Origin of the sequence: Sabulibacter ruber (genome assembly GCF_017355955.1) — a bacterium.
GTDB lineage: Bacteria > Bacteroidota > Bacteroidia > Cytophagales > Hymenobacteraceae > Nibribacter > Nibribacter ruber_A.
Genome location: NZ_JAFFID010000001.1, coordinates 1,740,467 through 1,766,748, shown reverse-complemented (window position 1 = coordinate 1,766,748; position 26,282 = coordinate 1,740,467). Strand labels below are relative to the sequence as shown.

Here is a 26,282-nt window from a genome sequence, read left to right as displayed (position 1 = left end):
TCTTCCTAACAAACTTTCTTAACACATCCAGCGCCAGGCAAAAGGCTTAGTAACTTCCGTCAGTGGAGGTGCGCTTATTTTTAAACATCGGTTCATAGATACGCCCTTATAAATGGATATGCAAATCCCTACAAGGTGCCAACCAATCCTGCATCCACCTCCTTTTACTCTTTTTCTCTTACAGCAAGTTGTTAAAGCAGAACATGATAAAATATATCTAAACTATAGTGTAAGTTGTTCGTATTTTATTTTTAGGTTAGTCTAAAAATATGTTTTAGCTAGTTTAATCTTGAATATGCGGCAACAATTACTCGCCTTACTTGGATTCATATTGCCCTTAACTGCCTTTGCCCAACAAATCACCATTACGGGGAGTGTGAAAGATGCGCAGACGCGGGAGCCGTTGGGGTTCTGCAACATCAGCGTGCTGCATACAACGCTTGGTACCATGGCCGATGAGAAGGGTAGGTTCAAGCTCTCCGTTCCCCAGAACCAGACCCGTGCGCAGCTGGTAGTTTCCTTTCTGGGCTACCAGAACGATACGCTTGCGGTGCAGGCAGGGAAAACCAGTTACCAGGTGAACCTTAGGCCCACGGCCGGAAAGCTGGACGAGGTGGTGGTTACGGGCACCATGAAAGAGGTGAGTAGGTTAGAGAGCCCGGTGCCGGTGGAGGTGTACACGCCTACGTACTTCAAGAAGAATCCCACGCCCAGTTTGTTTGAGGCCGTGGGCATGATCAATGGGGTGCAGCCGCAGCTCAACTGCAACGTCTGCAACACCGGCGACATCCATATCAACGGCATGGAAGGACCTTACACGCTCATTCTCATTGACGGCATGCCCCTGGTGAGCAGCCTCTCCACGGTGTACGGCCTCAACGGTATCCCCAACAGCCTGGTGGAGCGGCTGGAGGTGGTGAAAGGTCCGGCGGCTTCTCTGTACGGCTCGGAGGCCATGGGCGGCATCATCAACGTGATCACCCAAAGTCCGCTTAAGGCACCGCGGGTGAGTGCTGAGGTGTTTGGTACCACCTGGGGGGAGGTAAGCGCAGATGTGGGCCTGAAGTTCAAGGCGGGCAAGGCGCACGGGTTGCTGGGCATCAATTACTTCAACTACCAGAACCCGCTGGATAAAAACCAGGACGGTTTCACCGATGTCACCCTGCAGCAGCGCGTGTCTGTGTTCAATAAGTGGGACTTTGAGCGGGATCAGAACCGGTTAGCCAGCGTGGCGGCCCGGTACGTGTACGAAGACCGCTGGGGCGGGCAGATGGACTGGACCAAAGAACACCGCGGCTCAGACCAGCTTTACGGCGAAAGCATTTACACCAAGCGCTGGGAACTCATTGGCCAGTACCAGTTGCCCGTGCAGGAGAAGATCATGGCGCAATTGTCTCTGAACCGGCACCAGCAGAATTCGTTCTACGGCACCACACCTTTCCACGCCGACCAGACCGTGGCCTTCGGGCAGTTGTACTGGGATAAATCCATCACCCCGCGTCACAACCTGCTGCTGGGCACCTCCTTCCGGTACACCCACTATGACGACAATACGCCTGCCACGGCCTCAGCCGATGAAATGAACCCCCAGAACCAACCGGTAACCACCCCCTTGCCGGGCATATTTGTGCAGGATGAATGGATTCTCTCAGAGAAACACAAACTCCTGCTGGGCTACCGCTATGACTATGACAAACGGCATGGGCACATTCAGTCACCGCGGGTGGCGTACAAATGGTCGCCGGGGCAGCAGCATACGCTAAGGGCGAGTTTCGGGACGGGCTACCGGGTGGTGAGTTTGTTCACCGAAGACCACGCCGCCCTCACCGGAGCACGCGAGGTAGTGATTACCGAGGCCCTGGAGTCCGAAAAGTCTGTCAACAGCAACCTGAATTACATCTGGCAGGCCCCTCTGGAGGCATTTCTGGTAACCGTAGATGTGACCGGTTTCTACTCGCGCTTCAGCAATAAAATCATCGGCGATTTTGACACCGATCCGCAGAAAATCATCTATTCTAACCTAAAGGGCCACGCGGTTTCCAAAGGCATCACCCTCAACACTGAGTTCTCGTTCTACAGCCCATTGAAGCTTTCTGCGGGAGTAACCTATATGCAGGTGTACCAGAAAGAAGCCGAAGGAGAGGGACCGCTGGTGAGGCGGGTACAACTGCACGCCCCGGAGTGGTCGGGGAATTTTCTGGCGGGCTATACGTTTGCGGGCAATCTCACCGTTGACCTTACCGGTACGTTCTACGGCCCCATGCGCCTGCCTATTTTACCCCATGACTACCGCCCCGAGTATTCGCCTTGGTTTAGCCTGGTAAACGTGCAACTCACCAAAAAATGGCAGAACGGGCTGGAGGTGTTTGGCGGCCTGAAGAACCTGTTCAACTTTGTGCCCCAGGACCCCATCATGCGTCCCTTTGATCCGTTTGACCGCACCGTAAACGATCCCGTCACCAACCCGCATGGCTACACCTTTGACCCCAGTTACAACTATGCGTCACTGCAGGGCAGGAGAGGGTTTGTAGGGGTACGCTATAATCTGTTCAAGTAAATGGTGGCAGGTAATAAAATAAGGCAGCGTCTGAATTGGGCCTGTTTTCAGGAAATCAGGCCCAATTCAGACGCTGCCTTGTGTTCAGCAATCGCTCTTTTAGAATGGCGGGCAACTAAAACCGTTTGCCACCTTTCTTAGATTTGGAGTAACCCTTTTCTTTCATGGCTTTTCTGAAAAAATAGGCGCTGGCCAGGGCAGAGGCGGTAAAGAAAAAGGCCGAGGTAATCTTTTTATACCGGTTGGTGGAGCTGGGTTTGTCCTGCATTCTGGAAAGATCTAAGTACGCAGGGCCTTCCAGCACTTTCCCGTCTACGCCAAAGCGGCTGCCGTGGCAGGGGCAGTCCCAACTTTTCTCGGCTTTGTTGAAATGCACCAGGCAGGCCATGTGGGTACACACCGCCGACACCACGTGCAGTTTCCCTGATTCGTCGCGGTAGGCACCGTAGTTCTTGCCGTCCATCTCAATGTTTTTGCCCTCGCCCAATGCAATGTCGGCCAGATCTTCTACCTGGCTGCGGTAGGGCAGGTCTTTGATGTACTGCGCCATCACGTCCACGTTCTCTTTGATGAACTTACCGGCCGCTTTCTTCGGATTGTGGCGGGTAGGAGAGTACATCTCGGCGTAGGGATTTTCTCGGCCCAGGATCAGGTCACTGATGATCATGCCCGCCAACGTGCCAAAGGTGAGGCCATCGGCTTCGTACCCGGTGCCCACGTAAATCTCAGTGTCATTGTCGCGCCGACCGATGTAAGGCAAACTGTCGGCGGGTTTGTAGTGCTGCGCGGCCCAGCGGTACTCCACATTTTTTACATCAAACCGCTCACGCACAAACTGCTCCAGTTTCTGGAAGGATTCTTCGTTGTCTTCTTTGTGGCCCACTTTGTGCGGTTCGCCCAGGATTAGCAGATACGGTTCTCCCTGGTCAGAAACGTAGGTACGCATGGAGTGGTGGTGCATGGCGTTGAAGTCCCAGAACGTGCCCTCCGGATACGCTGAGTTCAGTGACACCGCCAGTGCGTACTCGCGGTACGGACCCAGAAGCGTGTGCAGGAACCAGATGCCTTTGGGTGTGTGCGTGGCGTGTACTACCTGTTGGGCCCGCACGGTGCCGCCCTCGGTATGCACCACATGCGCTTGGCCTTCCTCCACGTACGTGACCTGGGTGTTCTCAAAAATCTGGCAGTTAGGCCCCGAGATGCTGTCGGCCAGTCCTTTGACGTAGGCCATCGGGTTAAACTGTGCCTGGTTCTCTATGCGCAGGGCGGCGGTGATAGGAAACGGGAGCGAGGTTCTGGGTTCATCGTTATAGGCGGGCAATCCTACTGCCTGCGCGGTTTCCAGCTCGGCCTGGATAAAGGCGTTCTGCGGCTCGTACTCGGTAAACAAATACCAGGGCACCCGCTTGAAATGACAATCTATGTTAAACTGCTGGGTAAGGCTTTCAATTAAATCAATAGCCGAACTTCTGGAGGCTGTTAAGGCCCTTACGGTTTCCTGGTCATACTTCTTTTCCAGCACGTTCAGGTATGATCCCACGGGCGCGTACAGGTTACCGGTGGAGTAACCCGTGGTACTTTCTCCTACCTTCAGGGCTTCCAACACAATTACCCGTTTTCCGGCCGAGGCCAGTAGATGCGCCGTTGTGATTCCGGTAATGCCGCCGCCGATAATGGCGACATCTGCTTCCAGATCTCCTTTTAAGGTGGGATAATTGGTTGCCTGGGCATCTTGCCGCCAGAGGGATGTGGTTTTCATAGCCTTATATTTTTCTGTGGATAGGAAGTTTCTGTGGTGATGTTTCTCTTTATCGGGATACGGGATAGAGGGGAAAAAGTAGGTTGTTTAGAGGAGAGTTGTGGACCTTGCTGCCGGTGTGGCTTCTGCTGGCCTTTCCATGCATCGGGGCAAAACGGAATTGCTCCATTGCTTTCTTCCCCTTTACACTGCTGATGTGCCACAACCCTGCACAGGTAGCGGAGTTAACTTTTGAGTGAACTTCCCTGGTGGTTTCCCCGAATACAAAGGCAAAAGACAGAAGACATGCAGAACTATTATACTTCAAAAGTGATCCTCATAACAGGCGGGGCGCAGGGCATTGGGCGCGGCATGGCACAGGCATTTTCCAGGGTGGGAGCCCAAGTCATCCTCACAGACCTTGACCCCGAGGCTGGCGAAGATGCATTAACCTGGTTAGATTCCCAGTACCTGAAAGCCGATTTTTTGCCCTGCGATGTAAGCAAGAAAGAACAGGTGAAAGGCATAATGCAGCAAATTGAACAGAAATATGGCCAGTTAGACGTGCTCATAAACAATGCCGGCATTGCCTCACCGGCCAGAAAACCATTAGCCGAGTTGCCGGTGGCGGAGTTTGACCAAGTGCTGAGCGTTAACCTGCGTGGACCCTTCCTGTGTGCGAAATATGCCTTGCCGCTGCTGGAGAAAACCCTGCACCCGGCAATTCTCAACATCACATCTACCCGCGCCTTTATGTCTGAACCAGATACGTTTGGGTACTCGGCCTCAAAAGGTGGCCTGGAGGCCCTTACACATTCTTTGGCCGTAAGCCTAGGACCCAAAGTAAGGGTAAACGCCATTAGCCCGGGGTGGATAGAAACAGGCCTCTGGCAGAAAGAAGGCCGGAAAACCGAGCCGCACCACAGCCAGGAAGACAAGGACCAGCATCCGGTGGGGCGCGTGGGAACGCCGGAAGACATCGCCGAGGCCGCTCTTTTTCTCTGTTCAGACAAAGCAGGCTTCATTACGGGGCAGAGCCTGGTCATTGACGGCGGCATGACCGTGAAAATGATCTACCATGAATAGCCGTTTTAGGGCTGTTTTACAGAAAATCAACTTAAAATAGCGGGCTTGGAAAAGGAATAATGCTCTTCCCCGGAATAGCGGGTTCCGAACCTTTGGACCCCAGTTCTCGGTAAAAAGAGAGAAACAAAGTAAAATACGCTTATGCAAATGCCCCCAGATAACCCGGTTTTGTTGTACGTCACTGATCCAATGTGTGCCTGGTGCTATGGGTTTACCCCCGTGATCAGGCGGCTGAAAGCACTTTGGTCCGGACGGTTGTCGGTGCAGGTGATGGTGGGCGGGTTGCGGCCGTATGCCCAGGAACCTTTAGCCTCTACAGACAAAGACAAACTGGCGGTGAGCTGGCACAGAGCCCAGAGAAAGTCTATGCTGCCCTTTGACTATAGCTTTTTTCTTCAGAAAGAAACCGTTTATGACACAGAACCCGCCTGCCGGGCCCTGCTGACGGTGCGCCATCTGCGGCCGGGTTTGGTGCTGGAGGTGCTGCGGGCGCTCCATTCTGCCTTTTATGCCGATGGCTTGGACATCAGCGATCCGCAGGTGCTGGTAGACGTGGTGCGCCCCTTCGGGATTGACGAGAACCTGTTCCTGGCGGTGTTTGAGACCGAGGAAATCTACCGGCAGACCCAGGAAGAATTCAGTAGGGTAGAGCAAATGGGGGTTACCACCTTGCCCAGCGTCTACCTGGACCACCCCAACGGGCCTCGCCTTATCTCCCGCGGTTTCTGTGAACTGGATGACCTGGAAGACCGCCTGTTGCAGGCCCTGCAGATTCCTTATTAAGGATTGATGGAGTGAATGAGAGATTGAAAGAATAACTGGAGCAGGAGCAAGTCACGTATATTCAAAAGAAACTATATCTGGCGGAAGGAGTACATATTACCAGATGTTCCATCTTCCAATCTTGCTGCCCTATGAAAACAATCGCCATACTTACCGATTTCTCTGACGAGGCGCTCAATGCGATAGAGTTCGCGGTAGCCCTGTGCCGGCATCTGCAAGGCAGATTGATTTTTCTGCACGTTTTTCACTTTTCAAGCCAATTACCCGGAACCACTTCCTCGGTCAGCGGCTTGAATTGGGCCGATCCAACGCTGTACACCCCGAATGATGTAGAAGTAGACCATGACCGCGAGCGGATCTCCAATGAGAAACTCTGGGACTTGGTAGAGAACGTGCGCCGGATCAATCCAGACCTGGAGGTCCAAAGCGAGTTGCTGCGGGGAGTAGGCATGGACACCGCCCTTGATTTTGTGAAAGCCCACGCCATAGACCTGATTGTGATGGGCACCAAAGGCGCAGACTCAGCCCTGGACCGATGGGCGGGCACCAGTGCGTCTTACGTGATGAACCATGCGTCTTGCCCTGTGCTGGCCGTGCCCAGGAACAGTGTGTTCAGGGGGTTCAACAAAATTGTGTACGCCACAGACCCCTACCACGAAGCCGATTGGCACCTGCGGGAATTACAAGCCTTGGCCACCACGTTGCGGGCCGAGGTAACCGTACTATACGTTCAGGAAGACCCAGATTCCCAGCAAAGCCTGGACCGCTGGACGGCGTTTACCTCCAAATGGGAACTGGAAGTACCCGCCCTTACCTTTGCCCGGGTATTTGGGGATAAAATGGCCGTCAGTATTGAGGAGTATGCCCAGACCAAGCAGGCAGACCTGCTGGTAGTAGCCAAGCAGAACCGCTCTTTCCTGGACGGTCTGTTCAGCAGCAGCCCCTCAGACAGATTGGTGTTTGACAACGTGCTGCCCGTGCTCTCCCTGCCCGCTCTGGATGAGAAGAAAGTCACCCAAACGAACTTCTTCTCAAGTGCCGTAGCCTAATGAGGACAGGAACTACAGGCACAAAGGTTAGCCGGTGAGAACTTAAGCTGGTTTTGGTTTCTGTCTGATTTCTGATAAACAGTTGTAAAACGAAAAAGCTCAGCGGGAAAACTTCCCAGTCTGAGCTTTTTGCTTTACACCATTTCAGGCTTCTTTTCCAGAAATCGGCTTGAAAACAGTTATTCCTTCATCTGATATTCGATTAGAGCAATCCTTCCTACTCCCATTCATTCAATCAATCACTCATTCATTCAATCACTCATTTACTCAATCACTCATTCCATTGGCCATTCCATAGTGCCGCAGAAACAGCTCCTCCAGTTGCCTGGCTTCTGGCAAGCGGGCGGCGTGAGCGGCTTGTACCAGGTTCTGCAGCCCGAAGAGATTTACCTGCCGTTCCCGCTCAAAGTAGGGGGGCTGGCTTGCGTAATAGGTGAGTTGCGTGTCAAAGCGGGCTCTCAAAAGGTTGGTTAGTTCCCGGGCTTCTTTGGTAAGTCCCGCCTGCGCCAGCGGCAACACCAGGGCCGCGCTTTCATAATTGTGCGGTGAGCCTTTGTCGGGCATCAGGTTTAGACAAGTTTGCAAAGCTTTGCGGGCCTGGGCAGTGTCACCGGCCTGTAAATGAGCCAGAGCCAACTCCGCGAAGTTCCGGCGGTACACGGGTACCGTCTGGTTCACGAAGTTCTCCTCGTAAGGCTGGTCTGGATTGGTTAACCCTGTGTATCGGAACTTCTGCAGCAGGCTTTCCTGGGTACGCTGGCGGTCAACGTAGGCCTCGGACTGCGCATCGGGGTTACGGGCGGGCACCAGCCGCAGGGCTTGGCCTTCCAGTTGTAAGAACGGCTGTAAACCCAGTTCGGCAGTTTCAGCGCCGGTGCTGGAGAAGTAAATAGGTCGCTGCCATTGGTTAGAGGCAATCACGTCCAGCATAAACAAGTGCTTTTTCTCCAGGGCACCCGCTTTCAGTTCCCACGCCATTACGTCTGTCACTTGGCTTGCCCGCTCCGGCGAGACGGTTCCGTTGGTCAGTACAACTTGTTTGTTCACCACCAAGCTGAGGCGTTTGGTAGGGAGTGTGGTAAGGGTGCGGCCGTCCTGGGTTTGTACCTGCAGCGCCGGGTGGTTTTGCCTGAGCAGTTGCAGATACTGGTTCAGGTCCATGCCGCTGTCCTGCACGCTGGGGTTGGGCACGTACGGCAGGTAATTGTTGCTGCTGAACGCGTATTGCTCCATGGGGATAGTGGCCGGCAGCGGAGCCGAGGTGTTCATTTGTCGGCGGGCCTGTTCAAGGTACCAATCGGTGTTGAGGTAGGTCATCACCAGCACACGCACATCGGGCCGGAAGCCTTCTACTTCCTGGGCGTACCAAAGCGGGAACGTGTCATTATCGCCGTTGGTGAACAGGATGGCGTTGGGGGCTACGGAGCTGAGCAGGTTCTTGGCCGAGTCCAGGGCGTGGTAGCGGTTAGAGCGGTTGTGGTCATCGTAGCCTTCGGCCAGGAGGAGGGTAGGAACCGTGAGGGAGAGGACCGTTGCCGCCGCTACTGAGGTCATTTCGGCTTTGATGAATTTCCGGAGGAATTCGTGTAAGGCCAGCACGCCTAATCCAATCCAGATACTGAAGGCGTAGTAAGAACCGGCAAAGGTGTAATCGCGCTCCCGCGGCTCTACGGGCGGCTGGTTCAGGTACAACACAATGGCAATGCCGGTGAAGAAAAACAGGAGCAGGACAACCCAACCGTCGGTGAATCTGCGCCGGAATTGGAGAAACAGCCCCAAAACACCCAGCAGCAGCGGCAGGAGGAAGAACTGGTTCCGGGACTTGCTCTCGGAGAGAGGCGCGGGGACATCGGTTTTCTTTTCCCAGGGCCAGAGCACCCCAGCGTGCTGTACATCGCTCTCTCGGCCAATGAAGTTCCACCCGAAATACCGCCAGTACATATGGTTCAGCTGGTAATCCCACAAAAAACGCAGGTTCTGTCCGAAACTAGGTTTCTGGCCCTGTTGCACGTCTCCCCAATACTGATAGGCCCGCAGGTGCAGGGGTTGGTCTGAGTAGAGGCGGGGGAGTAACGTTTTCTCCTGATCGGCATATATGGGTTCATATTTGTGATCTACCACGGCGTATTGGCCGTTTTTGGGCGCGTAAACAGGGCCGGTTTTCTCAAAGTTCTCTGCCTGCGCGTTGAACTGCGGCCCGAACAGCAAAGGCCGGCTGCCGTACTGCTCGCGTTTAAGATAGCTTACAAAAGAAAGCAGGTTCTCTGGGTTGTTCTCATCAATGGGCGGGTTGTAACCAGACCGGATGGGCACCATGAGGTAAGACGAATAGCCCACCAGCACCAGCACAAAGGCAATGATGGCATTATGCCACAGCACTTTGTTGGTTCTTTTGGCCCAGCGTAAACCGTACACAATGGCCCCGGTGAGCCCCAGCAGAAAAAGAATTGCGCCCGCGCCATACGGCAGACCCAGGCTGTTCACAACGAAAATCTCCAGCGCCCCCGCCACCGAGGGCAAACCCGTGATCACGCCTTCCATCACCGCCAGCACCAACACTCCGCCCAAAAACAATGCCGCCAGAACGCCCCACTTGGTAGGCCTGTACTTCCTGAAATACACCAGCAGTGCAATAGCGGGCAAAGCCACCAGATTGAGCAAATGCACGCCAATGGAAAGGCCCACCAGATAAGCCAGGAACAACAGCCACCGGTCCGCCTCCGGCGAGTCAGCCTCGGCTTGCCATTTGAGGGCGGCCCAAACCACAATGGCCGTGAAGAACGAAGACATGCCATAGACCTCGGCCTCTACCGCACTGAACCAGAAAGAATCGGTGAAGGCAAAAGCCAGAGCCCCCACCGTTCCGCTGGCCAGCAGGAGCAGGCGTTGGGTTGAGGTGGGACCATCCGCAGGAATGGACAATAACCTTTGAGCCAGCAGGGTGATGCTCCAGAACAGAAACATGATGGTGGCCGCGCTGCTCAACGCCGACAGGAAATTCATCCACCAGGCAACCCGGGTCACATCACCGAAGCTCAGCAAGGTAAACACCCGCCCGATGAGCAGAAACAGCGGCGCCCCCGGCGGATGGGGTACCTGCAGTTTGTACGCTGCCGCAATGAATTCCCCGGTATCCCAGAAACTGGTGGTGGGCTCCAGCGTGAGCACGTACACGGTCAAAGCAATCAAGCCAACTAGTATGCCCAGTCCCAGGTCCCAGCGCTGAAAAGCACGCCAGGCAGTAGAAGCAGGCTCAGTTGTTTCAGGGCTGTTTTTCCGTAAAATTCCAAAAAACGGCAGCGCTAGTCCCAGTACCACCAGCAGAGGGCCAAGCGTGAGGCCCAGAAACCCGTAGCCGTGCGGCGTATTGTCTAAGGACATCAAAACGAAGCCTGTTGCCATGACTGCAATGCCCAGAAACAGCGGGATGAATTGCCGTTTGGTGAAGAGAAAAGTTGCCTGTACTGTTACCCTGGCAGGTGCTTTGGTGATGGTGCTCATAGTTTTTCGTGTTTGTGTTCTGATGCCACTTCTCCGATTTCGATCCCTCGCGCAGGACTGCTGCATTTTCCCTCGCTCGCCTCTGGCGAGTGTGCGTTATGTTGCGGCCTCTGGCCGCTATGGGTATATGGGTAAAATCCCGCATAGCGGCGAGACGCCGCCTGATAGCTCACACTCGCCAGAGGCGAGCGAGGGGGTGGTGACGCAATCCTGAAACAAACGTACCCCTTCTAAGGGCATGACCGGCCATTTCCGGGTGAAATCTGCTTCGTTGCAAACATACTGGCTCCTGAAACGCACCCAGGTTAATGGATTGTAAAAAGATGTTAATGAGATGTTAACGAGGTAGAAGAGCCGCAGAAATTCAGTACTTTCGGGGCATGAGCCGTCGTAAGATCCAAGTTATTCTGGTATTGGCGTGCGTGGCGCTGGTGGCGCTGCTGAGCGTACAGTTGGTGTGGCTGAACAAAGCCTACAATGCCCAGGAACGGGCGTTCAACCACAGTGTACAGGTGGCCCTTACCCAGGTGTCTGACCAGTTGCTTTCCAAAGCGCAGAAACCGGTTACCTCGGCCAGGCCGGTGCAGCAGGTGGCATCCAACTTCTTTGTAGCGGAACTGAACGCCCCGGTAGACCCCACCGAGGCCAGTAAACTGCTGCAGCAGGAATTTGCCAAACGGCAGTTGCAGGAGCGCTATGAATTTGGGCTCTACAATAGCCTGGATGATACGCTCATGTTTGGGCAGTACATAGCGGCTCCGCAGAAATCAGTTGTGGGCGGGAAGGCCCCGGTGATCAGGCATGAGCAGGTGGGGGCAGTGCCCGTGTATAACCTGGCGGTGGTGTTTCCGGGCAAGACCTCGTTTATCCTGAAGGAGATGGAGTTCTGGTGGTACAGCACGGGTGCGGTGTTGCTGGTGGTACTGTTCTTCGGGTACACCATGATCCAGATTCTGCGGGAGAAACGCCTTTCTGAGCTCAAGACTGATTTCATCAACAATCTCACCCACGAGCTGCAGACGCCCATCACCAACATAGGGCTAGCTTCTGAGGTGCTCCGCAAACGCGCCGAAACGCTGCCCGCCGACCGGCTTTCGCGCTACCATGATCTTATCCATTCTGAGAACGAGCGGCTGCGCGCCCAGGTAGAGCGCGTGCTGCAGATGGCTACTATGGAAAGCCGGGAACTGGTGCTCAGGAAAGAAACCGTGGATCTTCACGCCCTGTTGCAACAAACCGGGCAAAACCTTACCCCGCGTCTGCAGCAACGGGCCGGCCAGTTGCGCCTGGATCTGCAAGCCACCCATACCCTCATCCATGCCGATGGGCTGCACGTAGCCAACGCCCTCTACAGCTTGCTGGACAACGCCGAAAAATACTCGCCGCAGGCCCCCGAAATTGAAGTGAGTACCCGCGATGTGGAGCAGGGAATCCTGATCAGCATCCGGGACAAAGGCATCGGGATAAAGCAGGAGTTCCAGAAGTTCCTCTTTGATAAGTTTTACCGCGTGCCCACCGGCAACGTGCACAACGTGAAAGGCTTCGGGCTGGGGTTAAGTTACGTGAAGGCCATCATGGAAGCCCATCACGGACACGTGAGCGTGGAAAGCGCCGAGCAGCAGGGCACCTGTTTCCGGCTGGTGCTGCCGGTTAATTAAACCTGTAATGAACTTCTTGAAAGCTATATGAGCATTCTATATCAAACGGATTTGCTTCTGTTAGAAAATCAATATGAGGTTGCAGTTCTGACTGACAAAAGAACAGGACAAATACTTTTACAAGAAGAGTTCTACGGAGACCCTGTTTGTGGATTAATTGACAATGAAAGTAAATGGGCGATTATAGCAGGAGAGACACTTTCAATTTGGACTCCGGGATGGGTTGAAAAGATAGATGACAAAGATTTATCCTGGGTACACGCGCTTAGATGTAAAGGCAAGGAGACCATAGAATTGTTGGTTGATCCTTGGGGAGATAAATCCTCTATTTGGGAATTAAGTACGAATACCTTCACTTATGGAAAGGCCAAAGACTTCAACGTTTACCGCGGAAAGGAATACATAGAAAATGTTCTCTGGTAAGAAAGTCGCTGATTTCTGAAAAGAAGGCTATTTTCGCTGGGCCTCCTGTATGAGGTCAGAGACTTTGTTAACTTCCTGCTGGCTGTGCTCTGGAAAGTAATCAATGCCGCAGATGGCCTTTTGAAGGTCTAATCTACGGGCGTAATGAAAAGCGAAGATGTGGTCGTTTTCATTTGCGTAGAATTCCACCGGCTGCTCCCCGGAAGGCACGCCCACCAGTTCCAGGCGCTGGCAGAAAATGGTTTGTTCTTCGGTGAGGTAACCGCCGGTAATGACTTCCACCTCCACCATCAAAGGCTTCAGATCAGTCAATAATGTATGTACCTTAACTACTTTCATCACCTTGGAATTAGAAAGTCAAGTTACCTTTTCCTGTTGAGCTGTGTGTAAAGGAATTGTTACCAATCTACTGCCCAAGATTATGTAATTGTTAAGTGCTTGTGGTTGATTGTGAATAGGTTATAGGTGGTTGCTTGCTCTGGGACATCTATCTGTTGTTGTCCTATGCACGGTACAGAAGCTTCCATAAAGGGAACAAGTCTTATCCTCATCCCTTGTTTTTGCTTTTCTTTTCTCAAACCAGGGCAACCCCCGCCAACCTTACTTGCCCTTTAGGCGGTGCTTTATCCTATAAATAGTTGTGGTTGTATTTTCTAGTGGGGTAATTATTTAATACCTTGACTATCAGTACTCAATTGAATCAGGTAAGACACTGGCTAAACAAGACAACTATGAAAGAGAATCTTATGAAGTTGCGCTGGGTGATGCTGGCGCTGTTTGTATTCAGTAGCTGTGATTTCTCAGACGATGAAGATCCGAAGCCAGACGAGGACGAGTATTTCGTGTCGGCCAAGTCGTTGGGTACTATCCCCAATGAGGCTCTGCAAGTCTATGCCACTGCTGCCGGGTTCACCAATTTTGTGTCCTATCTAGACTATGACGTAGAGTTCTTTGAGTTTGTCTATAACACCACCTACAAAGGAAACCGGGTGCAGGCCTCGGGGTTGCTCTGTATCCCGAAGGGGATCTCCGGTGCCACGGCCATTGTGAGTGCCCAGCACGGAACCATCTTTACCGAAGCTGACGCGCCTTCTAACTTTCCCGCGGGTTTCTCGGGCTTTGAACTTTTCGGATCGGTGGGGTACGTGACCGTGATCCCAGATTTCATTGGCTACGGCGTTTCCAAAGACATTGTGCACCCTTACTATGACGAGGAGCATTCTGCGGCCGCGGTCATAGACATGCTCAAAGCGGCTAAATTCTACCTAGGGCAACAGCAGATTGCCACCAATGACAACCTGTTTCTGGTGGGCTACTCAGAGGGAGGCTACGTGACGTTGGCGGCCCAAAAGGAAATAGAGGCCGAGGATGACCATGACCTGGAATTAACGGCTGTAGCCGCCGGGGCTGGCGGGTATGACCTGCAGGGCATGATGAACACCATTGCCACCGTGCCTACCTATGCAGAACCCTCGTTTCTACCCCTCATCCTGCACGGCTATAACGTAACTTACGGCTGGAACCGCCCCTACACCGATTTCTTCCAGCAGCCGTACGCCGGTAAAATCCCCGGTTTGTTGGACGGCACCCGCGACCGGGAAGAGATCAACAGTGAACTCACTACTTCCACCGCGGAGCTGTTCAACCCTACCTTTTACGCCAACCTGAGCAATCCTTCCGGCGAGCCCGTTCTAAAGCAAGCCCTCACCCAGAACAGTCTTCTGGATTGGGTACCCCAAACGCCCACCCGCCTGTACCATGGTACTGAAGACGAAGCCGTTTTCTACCAGACCACAGTGACCACCTACAACCAGTTTGTGTCACAGGGGGCCACCAAGGTTACGCTTCACCCAATTGAAGGAGGCATGCACCGCACCAGCATTGAACCCATGATGCTGGAAGTGCTCCCCTGGTTTGAATCTCTGAACCAGTAAGGCAGCCGTTGGCGGCAGGAGCGTTCTGCGGGTATAAAGGCAAGCAGATAGCGTAGCGTTTTTGAAGGCTTTTCCTGAAATTAGCCCCCAAACGCACAGAGAACCTGCTATGCCTACCCCGCTGAAAGAAGTCTATTCTCCCCGGTTCTATGACCAATTTGGTCAGGTTCTGCAGATGGTATTGCCCACCTTTGACCAGGAAAAGTTCAGGCAGTTGATCTTCGCCGAAGGCTGGGAGGCCAGGGAACTGAAGGAGCGCATGCGGCATACGGCCCGGGTGTTGCACCACTTTCTGCCGCACCACTTCCCTGAGGCGGTAGCGGTGATCCGGCAAACGATTCAGCAGTTGCGGGAAATGCGGTTTCCGGTGCAGCACGTGGAGTTCATGTTCTTCCCGGATTATGTGGAGCTGTACGGGCTGGAAGACCTGGAAACCTCTACCAAGGCCATGGAGCACATCACCCAGTTCATCAGCTGTGAGTTTGCCGTGCGTCCGTTCCTTCTGAAGTACCCAGAGCAGATGATGGCGCAGATGCTGGCCTGGTCCACGCATGAACACCATCATGTGCGCAGATTTGCCAGTGAAGGCTGCCGTCCGCGGTTACCCTGGTCCATGGCGCTGCCCTTCCTCAAACGCGATCCATCGCCAATTCTGCCCATCCTGGAAAACCTCAAAGCCGACCCTTCTGAGTTTGTGCGCCGCAGTGTGGCCAACAACCTCAACGACATCTCCAAAGACAATCCCGAGCTGGTGTTGAACCTGCTGGCCCAATGGAAAGGCCAAACCAAGGAAACCGATTGGGTGGTAAAACACGGCTGCCGCACTCTGTTGAAGCAAGGCCACACCGAGGTGTTGCAGTACTTCGGGTTTGACGGTGAGGCGCAGTTGGAGGTCTCTGATTTCAAGGTGTTAACCCCCGAGGTGGCTTTGGGCAAAGACCTGCTTTTCGCCTTTTCTGTGAAAAACACCGCCGAAACGCCGCAGAAAGTACGGCTGGAGTACGGCGTGTATTACAAAAAAGCGAACAACTCCCTGGCTCGCAAGGTGTTCAAGATCAGCGAGCGGGAGTTTGCCCCGGTAGAGGTGGCCTCCGTTACCCGCAAACAGAGTTTCAAGTACATCACCACCCGCAGATATTACCCGGGCGCGCACCGCGTGTCGTTGATTGTGAACGGGCAGGAACGGGAGATCGCAGATTTTCTAGTAGTTAACTGAGGTATGGCGCATATCCTGATCGTAGAAGACGACCCCAGCCTGGGGTTCCTGCTGCAAGACAGCCTGGAGAGCGCGGGCTATACCGTGACGCTCTGTACCGATGGGGAACAGGGCTTGGCGGCGCTGGGGGCAAACGCCTTTGATTTGTGCGTGCTGGATGTGATGCTGCCCAAACTAGATGGCTTCACGCTGGCCCAGGAAATGCGCAAACGCCAGGTGGAAGTGCCGTTCATGTTCCTGACCGCCAAAGCGATGAAAGCCGATCGGCTGCAAGGCTTTGAACTGGGCTGCGATGATTACCTCACCAAGCCCTTCGGGTTGGAAGAACTGGTGTACCGCGTCAGAGCCATCCTGCGCCGCACTGCCCGCCAGCCTGAGACCAAGCCGGCAGAAGCATCAACTTCGGTGTCTGATATTCTCCAGTTTGGCGCTTCTTCGCTCGAGTTCAGGAACCTGTTGCTGCATGTGGCGGGCCAGACCCACACCCTCACTGATCGGGAGGCCGAGTTGTTGCGCTTGTTTGCCCAACACCCGCACCAGCTCCTGCGCCGCGAAGAGATTCTGCAACGCCTCTGGCAAGACGATGGCTACTTTGTGGGCCGCAGCCTGGACGTGTTCATCTCCCGCCTCCGCAAGTACCTGCAACCCGATTCGTCGCTTAAAATCACCACCGTACACGGGCGCGGCTACAAATTTGAGGTGGCGGAATAGACCCGTTTCTGGCTTGTTTTCCTGAAAACGGCCCTAAAACTACAAAGCCCCGGTAATAGCTGTGAAGTGCTTCCAGGGCTTTGCAGTTGACGCTATCAATCAAAGACCAAGGTTCAGGTTAAGCGAGAACGTGCGCGGTCTGGGATATTGGACAAAGTCAACCCCATAGGCTACTTCGGGGTCCTGGCCGTCATAGCCCGTGAGCACAAAGGCATTCTGCACGGTGGCGCTTAGCTTGAGCGTTAGTTTGTCCTGCAGCAAGGTCCCAAAATCATACCCCACACTGATGTACTCCATCCGCAGAAATGAGGCGTTCTGAACGTAGTAGCTTGAGTTGTACTGTGGTGCGGCAAAGTTGGTATTCAGCACATCAGAAGACAGGTTTTGTGACCAGGTGGGTTGCAGGATGATATTATAGAACCCATGTTGGGCCGCTTCCCGGTTGTAATTGAAAGCGCCTAACTCAGCTCTGGCCAGCCAGCCCAAGCTCCATTTCTGGTATCTCAGCTGTGAACTCAACCCGATCAGGCTTTTGGGCCGGGCGCTGTGGAATGGTTTCTGATCCTCGGGAGTCAACTGGCCGTCTTTGTTGAGGTCTTCGTACTGGCCTTCCACCGGTACCCCGTTGGTGTATTTCTGTTGGTACACATAATAGGAATTGATGGCGCTGCCTGACCTGTTGATGTACCACTGCGGATTAGACAGGGAGCCTCCATGAAAGTTTTGAGTAACAGATTTGAGTTCATTAGTGGAGTAGGAAGCATTCAAGCCCAAAAGCCAAACTGCTTTTTCTGTTTCCAAAGCCTTGTACTGCAGCACAAGCTCAGCACCCTTGGATTGCACTTCTCCGCCGTTGGTGATCACATATTGTATACCATTGAAGGGAAGCATATTGTACGCCAGCAGGTCCTTGGTGGTGCGGTGAAAAAGGTCCAGGCTTCCGGTCAAGCGGTTGTTCAGCAAACCGAAGTCTGCGCCTAGATTTAACGTTTTGGTGCTTTCCCAGGTGAGGGACGGGTTGGGATAAAGTGAGCCGCCCGTGTTGTTTTGGGTTAAGTTGGGGAAGACGGGCGTGTTTCCCTGCACGCCATAACTGGCCCTGATCTTCAGGTCAGAAACGAATTCCTGGTTCTTCATAAACGATTCCTGCGAGAGCTGCCAGGCAAGGCCCACGGCTTTGGAATTGAAGCGGCGGTTCTCTTCGGCAAACACCGGGCTCTCGTCCTGGCGGGCGGAGAAAGACAGGAAATAACGGTTTTTGAAACCGTATTGCACCCGGCCGAAGTACGCCTTATGCCTGTTTTCCTGGCGGTACCAATATGCACTCTGCAATTCTGCCTGGGGGACCGTAACGGTGTTAAAGTAACCTTCTTCTTTGGTTTTCTGGAAAGAGTACCCGGCCGTAATGTCTAACTGGCTCTTTAACCGTTCCAGGGTCTCAGAGAAGGTGAGGTAATACTCTTGCAGCCTGCTTTTTCTGGTTTGGCCAGATTGATTTAAAACTTCACTGGAACCGCGCGGTGTGGAAAATAGCCTTGGGTTGCCTGCTCTGTCGGTCTGAAAACGGTCATACCCCAGGTTGACATGCGCCGTAAGAGCGGGCAGAAAGTGGAACCGGTATGCCAGGTGGGCATTCCCGAATCCTCTTTTGGAATCATCTTCCACCAAGGCCCTGTTTAGCAAGCCTACCGGGTTGAGCGGTGCATATTCCAGTTGCTCCCCGTTAGGGTTTCGCCACTCAAAGAAGGAGCCGTTGCTGGTGTAAACGGGCTGGGTAGGATCAAACCGAACGGCCGCATTAATAAGGTTGGCGTTGGCTATGCGTGCCTCTCCTTCGTTTCCTTTTAAACTCAGCTGGATCTGCAGGTGATCATCAAACAAGGAAGGAGTCAGGTGAATGGCAGCCGATTTTCGGGTGAAGTTGGTGTTGGAGACGATGCCATTCTGCTTCAGGTGGCCCAATGAAATACGGTAGGGCAGAAACCCCACGGTACCGCCCAGACTCAAGTTCTGGTCATAACTCACGGCATTTTCATAGATTTCCTCCTGCCAGTCTGTATTAGCAGAGCCTAATCGGTCCTTTTGCTCCTGGGTACCGCGCAGGTTGATCACCTGCCGGAACTGGTTGGCCGACAAGACCTCTACTTTTCTAGGCAGGGTGGCAAGCGCAAACTGGCTTTGGAACTCTACCTGCAGTTTCCGGTCTGGGGTACCTGTTTTGGTGTTGATGAGCAGCACGCCGTTAACCCCTCTGGACCCGTAAATACCCGTTGCGGCCGCATCTTTCAGAAAAGTAACCGAGGCAATGTCATAAGGATTCAGCAGACTCAGCGGCGAAATAACCGAGGGATCACTTCCCGGCTCCAGCAGCACCCCGTCCAGCACTATCAAAGGAACCGTTTCTCCGGATAAGGTGGCTGTCCGTTGCAGTTGAATGAGGGAGTTGGTGCCGGGTGCTCCGTTCAATGCTGTGATCTGTACGCCGGCAAGCTGGCCCACCAGCAGTTGCTCCGGGGTTGTGATCAAACCTCTGTTAAACTGGGTTGCCTGTACGGTTTGCACCGCACCGGTTGCCTGGTACCTTTTTTGGTTTCCGTAGCCTATTTGTAAGGAATCTGATGCAGTAGGAAAAGACGACTGCCGGGCTTCTGTGATAGCCGGAAGGGAGAGCGAAAGTAGAACCGCAGAAAGAAAAGCTTTCCTGCGAAAACCGGGAAGTAGAGTGTTTGGCATAGGCGTCTTAGACACAAGAAGTATATAAAATTACTAATTCTTGTTCAATAAGAGAGCATGCCGCCTACCTGGTCAGGCCTGATTTCGGAGAAACAGGCCTGAAATTCACTTTGCCGCTATTTGGTTTCCTCTTTCTGTTTTTGGGCTTTTTTCTCGGCTTTCTTCTCTGCCTTTTCCGCCTTCTTCTCTTCTTTGTTGTTTTTGATAATCTTCTTCACCTGCTGCACCACGTTGATCTCGCCGGTTTTCACGGCATCCATTTCTACGGTGCCTACCACATCGCTTTTGGGTTCCAGCACCATGTGGGTTTTCATGGAGTAAGGCCAGACCTGGTCGCCGGTGAGGGTTTTGAAGGTGGTTTTCAAAGGCTTCTTTACGTCTGAAACCGCCTGAATCTGGATAGGAGTGACACTCTGGGCCTTTACCAGGTAATCTTTCACGTTGCCGCCCACAGAGGTCATTTTCTCTGGAAAGTTCAGGGTCATTTTCATGTCCCGGATGTAGAAGTCAAACTCATTGGGGTTGTCCAGCTGCATGGTCATGACCATTTCCATTTCGTCCAGCCCGAAATCAGTGATCTTGAGATCTGTGACCGTGGCGCCGGGCAGGGCCGGAATTACCATGTCCAGGTCTTCCTCAATGATAAATTTTTTGCGGCCCAGCAGAGGAACATCGCTGAAGATCTGGAGATAGGCTTGTACTTTGTCTCCCTCTTTCGCCTGCCGTCTGACCAGCTCGCGGGTGACGTTATGGTTCATGGTCATGGGAATCTTGAGGGTTTGGGCATCGCCTTTGCGGTCGTCCCGCTCAAACGATTTGTTTCCCTTGGCTATCTGGGTACCGTACAGGCTGAGCCGGTAAGACATGCTGTCTACAAACCCAGACACAAGGGAGGGCTGCACATGGGCCAGCACGTTCATGGTCACCATTTCCTCGTTGATGCGGGTATCGGTGATGCGGAGGCGGTCAATCTTAGGCGCGAACAAAGACAGCAACTTGCGGGTAGGAGTAGTGGCCAGCACCACACCGCCAACTATGATCAGCCCTAAGATCACCAGTAAGAAAATTTTCAATCCTCTCTTCATGTCGCCTTTGGGTTCAGAGTTAAAAAGACACTTCTTTGGCTAACGAATGTACAAGGATTGTGTTGGTTACCGATTGATAATTAGGTATTTATTCCGATAAGGGAAAGGTGCGCGGGCGAGCCACCAGTTGGGAGATTCTGCTGCTTACACGAAAAGCCCCGTCTGTTTTAAGCGAGTTTTTGGAAAAATCAGCCTAAAAAAGACGGGGCTTTGAAAGTACTACTTCTGCTTACCGGATGAGCGCCATCTTACAAGGACTGAGGGCTTTCACCGAGTGGGGTACCTGCGCCGGAATCTGGATGATCTGACCCGCCTGTAAGGTCTGCGCCACTTCTTCCTCCGGAAACACAAACGAGCATTCACCTTCCAGCATGATCAGCAGGGCGTCCACGGGGGTGGTATGGGTTTTCAGTTCTTGCCCGGGAGTGAACGCGAAGAGAATGGTTTTCTGCCCGTTCCGGTCCAGCAGAACCCTGCTCTGGAACTTCTCCAGGGAGTAGCTGATCTGGCTGGCAAGATCTGGCAGTGGCCGTTGCGGTACAGCCTGAGGATTGGCGGTAGTGGCGTTGTCGTTCATGATGGTAGGTAGAAAGGATTACGGGTGGGTTGGCTAGGCCACCATTTCCTGTATGCGGTGGTAGCGGAGGCGCTCTTTATGTTTAAGCGTAACGGTGACTTTGTGCACCATGCCGGCGGTAAAGAGCAGCAACCCAAATTTGAGGAACTCCAACGCCACGTACACAAAGTGCAGCGAACTGGCCGGAGGGTTTTGCCCGTTGATGATGGCCACCGCCCGCACGTCCAGCGCCGGTAAAAGCCAGAAAGTCTGCAGAAGCAAAATAGCAGCCGTGCCGGCAATAAGCGTCCACTCAAGTTTAGAGGCATGGTTGAACAGGAAAGCCAGCAACGCAATGGCGCAGAAGGCAATCTCCACTTTGTTCATCACCCCAAACACCAACCGACCAATGCCTAAGCCCAGCGGCAAAGTGATGCCCGGCGCAGTAAACTTGACAGGCGCCTCAATGAACGAGATCCCGATGATCAGGCCAGCCCACAGAAACAGGGCCGCCACAGAAACGAAGGTGAGGGTATGGGAGCGCATAAGGGTAGGGTTTTAATGCTGATTGCTTTTTCTATAGATGAGGTGTTCTTCTCTTGCACTTACAACAGGTACTAACGAGTCCTGGGAAGGGGGCGATCTGTTTTCAATCTATTTCCTGTGAAATGGACTGAAAACAGATCGGGTCTGGGCAGCTTACATGCCGCGCTCACTACTTCGGGGCATGGGGCCAGACCGCTTCCCAAATGTACTTTCACTGAGACAAATTTCGGGTATTTAAGCCAAGAACCTTCATGAGCAGCATCATAAGCGCGGGTGATCTTTGTCATGTTCTCCGGGGCGGGGGCGCGGTACTTTTGTACTACCTAAATAACGAGACGTATGCTCCAGACCGCACATCCAGAGACTGATGTCCACACCTGCTATCATTGCGGCGATGAATGCCCCGGCACCCCCATCCGGTTTGACCAAAAAGAGTTCTGCTGCGAAGGCTGCAAAGTAGTGTATGAACTCCTGGCCGAGAACGACCTCTGCACCTATTATACCCTGGACAACCGCCCCGGCATCTCGGTGAAAGACCCCATTGCCTCCGCGCGGTTCGCCTACCTCAACGATGCCAAAGTCCAGCGGCAGTTGCTGGATTTCCAGAACGACACCGTGAGCAAGATCACGTTCCATATTCCGCAGATGCACTGCAGTTCCTGTATCTGGCTGCTGGAGAACCTCAACCGTCTGAACGCCGGCGTCACCGATGTACACGTAAACTTCCTGCGCAAAGAAGCCGCCGTGACCTTTGAGCAGGGGGTAACCACCCTGGCCCAGGTAGTGGAACTGATGGCCCACATCGGTTACGAGCCGCAGATCACCCTGGCAGACATGGAAGCGCCCGCGCCCAGGAAAGACCGCTCCATCTACTACAAACTGGGGTTGGCCGGGTTCTGCTTCGGGAATGTGATGCTGTTGAGTTTCCCCGAGTACTTCGGCGGATTGCAGCACCACTTCGGGCGGTTCTTTGGGTGGCTGAACGTGTTGCTGGCTTTGCCGGTGTTCCTGTACAGTGCCCGCGGGTTCTTCACCAGCGCCTGGCAGGGATTGCAGCAGCGCATGATCAACCTGGATCTGCCCATCGCCATTGGGCTCATGTCTTTGTTCAGCGTGAGTATCTATGACATCGCCACCGGCAAAGGCCCCGGCTTCCTGGATTCGTTCACCGGCCTGGTGTTCTTCATGCTGATCGGCAAATTGGTGCAGCGCCGCACCTATGACTCGCTGGCCTTTGACCGGGAATACACCTCATATTTCCCCATTTCGGTGTCGGTTCTGAAAAACGGGCAGGAAACGCCTACCTCGGTGAAAGAGCTGCAAAAAGGCCAACGCATTCTGGTGCGCAACCACGAACTCATCCCCGCCGATTCCATCTTGCTGCGCGGTACCGCCAACATTGACTACAGCTTTGTGACCGGTGAATCTGTGCCAGTGGCGCGGGTAGCCGGCGAGGTGATCTATGCCGGGGGCCGGCAACTAGGCGAGGGCATTGAGTTGGAGGTAGTAAAAGAAGTATCGCAAGGTTACCTGACCCAACTCTGGAACCACGTCAACTTCAAAAAAGAGGAAAAGCAGACCATTGAAAACTACGCCAACGCCGTGGGCAAGCCCTTCCTGATTGCGACCTTGATCATTGCCGCCGCGTCTCTGGTGTACTGGGTGCCGCGAGATACCGAGATGGCAATCAAAGCCTTTACCTCGGTGCTGGTGATTGCCTGTCCGTGTGCCTTGTCGCTGGCTACGCCTTTTACGCTGGGGGCTACGTTGCGCATCTTCGGGCGGCATAAATTCTACCTCAAGAACAGCGGCGTGGTGGAAGCCTTGGCCAAAGCCGATACCGTGGTATTTGATAAAACCGGTACCCTAACCGAGCCCAGCGCCGCCCAGATTACGTTTGTGGGCCACGCCCTGAACGCGCAGGAAGAGCAGTTGGTACGCTCAGTACTAAAACATTCTACGCACCCGCTAAGCCAACGTCTGTACGCCCAACTGCAAGGAAAACCGCAACCGGTGCTCAACTTCACCGAAAAACCTGGCGCGGGTCTACAAGGCCTGGTGGGCGATGTGAACATCTCCATCGGGTCTGCGGCCTGGGTAGGCGCCGAGTTTGGGGCCGATCAGGACACGAAGCAGACCAAGGTATTTATCTCCCTGGACGGCCAGGTGCGCGGGTACTACGTGTTCCAGAACGTGTACCGCAGAGGCCTGAAAGAACTGGTGCAGGAACTGGGCAAAACCAAAAAACTGGCCGTGCTTTCCGGTGACAACGACAGCGAGGCGCCGCGTCTGCGCGAACTGTTCGGGCCGGAGGCCGATTTCCGGTTCAACCAGTCGCCCATGCAGAAACTGGAGTACATCCAGCGCCTGAAAGAGGAGGGGCGTTCGCCCATCATGGTGGGCGATGGGCTGAACGATGCGGGAGCCCTGCGCCAGAGCGATGTGGGCCTGGCCCTCACCGACAACGTAACCGGTTTCTCCCCCTCCTGTGACGGAATTCTGGATGCCGGTAAACTCGCCAGACTGGCCCATTTCATCCGGTTCTCCCAAACCAGCCTCCGGTTGATTCTGGCCGCCTTCGGGGTGTCCTTCGTCTACAACATCATCGGGTTGACCATGGCCGTGATGGGTGAGTTTACGCCTATTGTCTCCGCCATTCTCATGCCGGTGAGTACCCTGAGCGTGATCTCGTTTGCCGTTCTTTCCGTGAAACTAGCCGCAAAACGGGCAGGTTTACGGTAGAGGATGGATGTCTAAAACAGCATCGGGCAATCTCCCCATGGAGAGATTGCCCGATGCTGTTTTTATGGTCTTGAATGTTCTTAGGTGGTTAGGGAGTCGCTCCTTTATGAGCGTACCATTGGTTGTATTCCTCAATGATTTTCTGCAGATCGGCAAACTTGTATTCCTTGGTTTTGATCTTGTTCAGGAGCTCTTTGTTGTCGGCGATAAGGATGGGAAGCTGATCATTGAAGTTAGCCGGCCTAACCATGCGGTACAGTTCGCCATCTTTCTCCAGCAAGTATGTCAGGACAAGTTTTCTGGTTTGGGTGGAGACAGTGCTGTAATGCAGGTACAAACTGATCTCGCCAGATTTTACCACCCGCACAAAGTCTTTGGCATAATGGTCATGGTCATTAATGTCAAAGTTCTGCTTTACGGTAAAGCTATCCTGGCCCGTCACAAAGGCAGAGATGTCCTGAACCGTCAGCTTCTGTTCCTTTGCTTCCGGGGCGGGCTTAAACGTGATAAAGTTGTCAGGGCTGTCGCCCCAGGAGTTGCCAAACGTGTGTCTGAGTAAACCTTCCACGCGGGTTCCTTCTGGGGTATAGTAATGCCCGGGAGTAAAAGAGCCAGAGGTCTGGCTTACCTGCGCAAAACTGGGTAATGCTGCCAGAAGCAGGAAGAACGAGAATGCTAATCTTTTCATATAAGAGATGCCAACACAGAACCAATCTTCCTCTCAGAAGCAGTTCCCATTTCTGCAAAGATAAGAAGTGCGGGACTTTCTGGAGGAAAAACGGGCAAAGCTGGTTGGCAGTATAAAAGTAGCTACCCCCTACAAAGGCTTCTGCAGCAAAATGGCGGTCTGGTGGTCGTGGGCTTCTGGGGTGACGGATAACACGCGGGCAAAGCGGGCCCATTTCTTTACCAGGTATTCTCTGTTGTAGAAGATCTGAGAGGCCGGATCTGAGCAGATGTTGAAGTAGACATAGTTCTGCCCTTGCACCGACTGTTTCTCATAGAACTGCCGCACAGATTCCACAAAATCAGAAAACAGGGGATCATCTTTGTATTTGGTGAACATCAGGTCAAGGGTATGCTCATCATGGATTGTAAGGTACGCATAACCACCCTTGCGCAGAATCCGTCTGAGTTCCAGGAACCAGGCATCGGCGGTATCGGTGATGTGGGTGAAAACCGAGCCGCAATACACCAGGTCAAACGAATTGTCTTCAAATGGAAGGTGCGGGGCCGTGGTGTTGGTGAGGAAAAAAAACGGATCATCAAAGTTCTGCTGGCACCAATTGATGTACCTGGCATTGATGTCACTGCCCCAGAGCTCAGATTTCCCTTTGGTGCCCGGAAAATGCCGGAGCATTCTGCCCGCAGCGCACCCCAGGTCCAGTACTCTGGTGAAGGTTTTTGGAGAAGCTTCGGCCTTTTCCAGGATGCTAAGCAGTACGTCCATGTCTTTTTTGCCGCCGGCCAAGTAATCCTCCTCTGTATCGGCGTATCCTTCCCAGTATTCAATGGGAGGCACTGGCAAGCGGGTAGAGGAAGCCCTTTGGTCTTTTTCCACTTTCACTACATAGTCCGCCGAGGCCGTGTTGTAAGGCAGAAGTTTACCCGTGATAAAGGAGTTGTCCAGAATTCTGCTGTCCATGGGCAACAGGCGCTGTTTTACCATTGCTTCTACCATTGGTTGCACCGCGTTGCCCATGCGTGTTCTTACCGTGTTCTTGAATTTCTTTATCATATAGAAGGGTTGACGTATCGCTTGCCAGGTATAAGGTACATTGCAGAGTTTAATTTAATATTATTTTAGTAATAAATAATAGAGCGGTTAAAATGAGAGGCGCTATTCTGGTATCTACGTTTTAGGGGTGCTTTGCCAGAAGTAAGCTTAAAAGACCAGCCAGGCGCCAGGTACCATTTTAAACATTGGGCAGGGGAGTGCGTACTAACAGCAATTTCTATAAAAT

The 26,282-nt window shown here is 53.4% G+C and carries 19 protein-coding genes; 10 read left to right on the top strand and 9 right to left on the bottom strand.

The window, feature by feature from the left end; all coding sequences use genetic code 11:
- Positions 1–295: 295 nt before the first annotated feature.
- Complete coding sequence (locus tag JT719_RS07205) at positions 296–2,557, top strand: TonB-dependent receptor (protein WP_207432076.1); 2,262 nt, start codon at positions 296–298, stop codon at positions 2,555–2,557.
- Between the two features lie 115 nt (positions 2,558–2,672).
- Here JT719_RS07205 and JT719_RS07200 read toward each other — a convergent pair whose 3' ends face one another.
- Complete coding sequence (locus JT719_RS07200) at positions 2,673–4,316, bottom strand: FAD-dependent oxidoreductase (protein WP_207432075.1); 1,644 nt, start codon at positions 4,314–4,316, stop codon at positions 2,673–2,675.
- A gap of 285 nt (positions 4,317–4,601) precedes the next feature.
- On the opposite strand from JT719_RS07200, the gene JT719_RS07195 reads away from it, so the two are divergent.
- The 3 genes from JT719_RS07195 (at position 4,602) to JT719_RS07185 (ending at position 7,213) form a co-directional block, all read left to right on the top strand.
- Positions 4,602–5,381, top strand: a complete 780-nt coding sequence (locus JT719_RS07195; protein WP_207432074.1) for an SDR family NAD(P)-dependent oxidoreductase — start codon at positions 4,602–4,604, stop codon at positions 5,379–5,381.
- 147 nt (positions 5,382–5,528) lie between these two features.
- Positions 5,529–6,164 carry a DsbA family protein gene (locus JT719_RS07190; protein ID WP_242693092.1) on the top strand — a complete coding sequence of 212 codons (636 nt, stop codon included), beginning with the start codon at positions 5,529–5,531 and terminating at the stop codon, positions 6,162–6,164.
- Positions 6,165–6,295: 131 nt separating this feature from the next.
- Positions 6,296–7,213, top strand: coding sequence for a universal stress protein (locus JT719_RS07185; RefSeq protein ID WP_207432072.1), 918 nt, complete (start codon positions 6,296–6,298; stop codon positions 7,211–7,213).
- A 267-nt stretch (positions 7,214–7,480) separates the two neighbouring features.
- Here JT719_RS07185 and JT719_RS07180 read toward each other — a convergent pair whose 3' ends face one another.
- Positions 7,481–10,714, bottom strand: coding sequence for a glycosyltransferase family 117 protein (locus JT719_RS07180; protein ID WP_242693091.1), 3,234 nt, complete (start codon positions 10,712–10,714; stop codon positions 7,481–7,483).
- A gap of 380 nt (positions 10,715–11,094) precedes the next feature.
- Between JT719_RS07180 and JT719_RS07175 the strand changes: the two genes are divergently transcribed.
- Entirely contained in the window at positions 11,095–12,372 is a 1,278-nt protein-coding gene (locus JT719_RS07175; protein WP_207432071.1) for a sensor histidine kinase, read from the top strand.
- Positions 12,373–12,399: 27 nt separating this feature from the next.
- On the top strand, positions 12,400–12,795 hold the full coding sequence (locus JT719_RS07170; protein ID WP_207432070.1) for a hypothetical protein: 396 nt from the start codon (positions 12,400–12,402) through the stop codon (positions 12,793–12,795).
- Positions 12,796–12,822: 27 nt separating this feature from the next.
- On the opposite strand, the gene JT719_RS07165 is transcribed toward JT719_RS07170, so the two are convergent.
- Entirely contained in the window at positions 12,823–13,134 is a 312-nt protein-coding gene (locus tag JT719_RS07165; RefSeq protein ID WP_207432069.1) for a hypothetical protein, read from the bottom strand.
- A 392-nt stretch (positions 13,135–13,526) separates the two neighbouring features.
- Between JT719_RS07165 and JT719_RS07160 the strand changes: the two genes are divergently transcribed.
- The 3 genes from JT719_RS07160 to JT719_RS07150 all read left to right on the top strand — a co-directional run bounded on the left by JT719_RS07160 (position 13,527) and on the right by JT719_RS07150 (position 16,656).
- Positions 13,527–14,729 carry an alpha/beta hydrolase family protein gene (locus tag JT719_RS07160; protein ID WP_207432068.1) on the top strand — a complete coding sequence of 401 codons (1,203 nt, stop codon included), beginning with the start codon at positions 13,527–13,529 and terminating at the stop codon, positions 14,727–14,729.
- A 109-nt stretch (positions 14,730–14,838) separates the two neighbouring features.
- Complete coding sequence (locus tag JT719_RS07155) at positions 14,839–15,945, top strand: DNA alkylation repair protein (protein WP_207432067.1); 1,107 nt, start codon at positions 14,839–14,841, stop codon at positions 15,943–15,945.
- Positions 15,946–15,948: 3 nt separating this feature from the next.
- A complete protein-coding gene (locus JT719_RS07150) occupies positions 15,949–16,656 on the top strand; it encodes a response regulator transcription factor (protein ID WP_207432066.1) in 708 nt (235 codons plus the stop codon).
- A gap of 99 nt (positions 16,657–16,755) precedes the next feature.
- On the opposite strand, the gene JT719_RS07145 is transcribed toward JT719_RS07150, so the two are convergent.
- From JT719_RS07145 to JT719_RS07130, 4 genes are all read right to left on the bottom strand, one after another.
- Positions 16,756–19,389, bottom strand: a complete 2,634-nt coding sequence (locus tag JT719_RS07145) for a SusC/RagA family TonB-linked outer membrane protein (RefSeq protein WP_207432065.1) — start codon at positions 19,387–19,389, stop codon at positions 16,756–16,758.
- A gap of 116 nt (positions 19,390–19,505) precedes the next feature.
- The gene (locus tag JT719_RS07140; protein WP_207432063.1) at positions 19,506–20,474 is read right to left on the bottom strand and encodes an LEA/WHy family protein; all 969 of its coding nucleotides are present in this window, start codon (positions 20,472–20,474) and stop codon (positions 19,506–19,508) included.
- A gap of 229 nt (positions 20,475–20,703) precedes the next feature.
- On the bottom strand, positions 20,704–21,051 hold the full coding sequence (locus tag JT719_RS07135; protein WP_207432062.1) for a cupin domain-containing protein: 348 nt from the start codon (positions 21,049–21,051) through the stop codon (positions 20,704–20,706).
- Between the two features lie 33 nt (positions 21,052–21,084).
- Positions 21,085–21,576, bottom strand: a complete 492-nt coding sequence (locus JT719_RS07130) for a hypothetical protein (protein ID WP_207432061.1) — start codon at positions 21,574–21,576, stop codon at positions 21,085–21,087.
- A gap of 339 nt (positions 21,577–21,915) precedes the next feature.
- Between JT719_RS07130 and JT719_RS07125 the strand changes: the two genes are divergently transcribed.
- A complete protein-coding gene (locus JT719_RS07125) occupies positions 21,916–24,318 on the top strand; it encodes a heavy metal translocating P-type ATPase (RefSeq protein WP_207432060.1) in 2,403 nt (800 codons plus the stop codon).
- An 88-nt stretch (positions 24,319–24,406) separates the two neighbouring features.
- Here JT719_RS07125 and JT719_RS07120 read toward each other — a convergent pair whose 3' ends face one another.
- Positions 24,407–25,006: a hypothetical protein gene (locus JT719_RS07120; protein ID WP_207432059.1), complete on the bottom strand. Its 600-nt coding sequence runs from the start codon at positions 25,004–25,006 to the stop codon at positions 24,407–24,409.
- Between the two features lie 129 nt (positions 25,007–25,135).
- The gene (locus tag JT719_RS07115; RefSeq protein ID WP_207432058.1) at positions 25,136–26,056 is read right to left on the bottom strand and encodes a class I SAM-dependent methyltransferase; all 921 of its coding nucleotides are present in this window, start codon (positions 26,054–26,056) and stop codon (positions 25,136–25,138) included.
- Positions 26,057–26,282 lie beyond the last annotated feature (226 nt).

What these genes read in the sequence shown, in the direction of transcription:
- JT719_RS07125 (WP_207432060.1), top strand. Translation starts at nt 21,916, where the DNA reads ATGCTCCAGACCGCACATCCAGAGACTGATGTCCACACCTGCTATCAT.
- JT719_RS07195 (WP_207432074.1), top strand. Translation starts at nt 4,602, where the DNA reads ATGCAGAACTATTATACTTCAAAAGTGATCCTCATAACAGGCGGGGCG.
- JT719_RS07185 (WP_207432072.1), top strand. Translation starts at nt 6,296, where the DNA reads ATGAAAACAATCGCCATACTTACCGATTTCTCTGACGAGGCGCTCAAT.
- JT719_RS07145 (WP_207432065.1), bottom strand. Translation starts at nt 19,389, where the DNA reads ATGCCAAACACTCTACTTCCCGGTTTTCGCAGGAAAGCTTTTCTTTCT.
- JT719_RS07120 (WP_207432059.1), bottom strand. Translation starts at nt 25,006, where the DNA reads ATGAAAAGATTAGCATTCTCGTTCTTCCTGCTTCTGGCAGCATTACCC.
- JT719_RS07170 (WP_207432070.1), top strand. Translation starts at nt 12,400, where the DNA reads ATGAGCATTCTATATCAAACGGATTTGCTTCTGTTAGAAAATCAATAT.
- JT719_RS07180 (WP_242693091.1), bottom strand. Translation starts at nt 10,714, where the DNA reads ATGAGCACCATCACCAAAGCACCTGCCAGGGTAACAGTACAGGCAACT.
- JT719_RS07135 (WP_207432062.1), bottom strand. Translation starts at nt 21,051, where the DNA reads ATGAACGACAACGCCACTACCGCCAATCCTCAGGCTGTACCGCAACGG.
- JT719_RS07200 (WP_207432075.1), bottom strand. Translation starts at nt 4,316, where the DNA reads ATGAAAACCACATCCCTCTGGCGGCAAGATGCCCAGGCAACCAATTAT.
- JT719_RS07150 (WP_207432066.1), top strand. Translation starts at nt 15,949, where the DNA reads ATGGCGCATATCCTGATCGTAGAAGACGACCCCAGCCTGGGGTTCCTG.
- JT719_RS07130 (WP_207432061.1), bottom strand. Translation starts at nt 21,576, where the DNA reads ATGCGCTCCCATACCCTCACCTTCGTTTCTGTGGCGGCCCTGTTTCTG.
- JT719_RS07140 (WP_207432063.1), bottom strand. Translation starts at nt 20,474, where the DNA reads ATGAAGAGAGGATTGAAAATTTTCTTACTGGTGATCTTAGGGCTGATC.
- JT719_RS07165 (WP_207432069.1), bottom strand. Translation starts at nt 13,134, where the DNA reads ATGAAAGTAGTTAAGGTACATACATTATTGACTGATCTGAAGCCTTTG.
- JT719_RS07115 (WP_207432058.1), bottom strand. Translation starts at nt 26,056, where the DNA reads ATGATAAAGAAATTCAAGAACACGGTAAGAACACGCATGGGCAACGCG.
- JT719_RS07190 (WP_242693092.1), top strand. Translation starts at nt 5,529, where the DNA reads ATGCCCCCAGATAACCCGGTTTTGTTGTACGTCACTGATCCAATGTGT.
- JT719_RS07205 (WP_207432076.1), top strand. Translation starts at nt 296, where the DNA reads ATGCGGCAACAATTACTCGCCTTACTTGGATTCATATTGCCCTTAACT.
- JT719_RS07160 (WP_207432068.1), top strand. Translation starts at nt 13,527, where the DNA reads ATGAAAGAGAATCTTATGAAGTTGCGCTGGGTGATGCTGGCGCTGTTT.
- JT719_RS07155 (WP_207432067.1), top strand. Translation starts at nt 14,839, where the DNA reads ATGCCTACCCCGCTGAAAGAAGTCTATTCTCCCCGGTTCTATGACCAA.
- JT719_RS07175 (WP_207432071.1), top strand. Translation starts at nt 11,095, where the DNA reads ATGAGCCGTCGTAAGATCCAAGTTATTCTGGTATTGGCGTGCGTGGCG.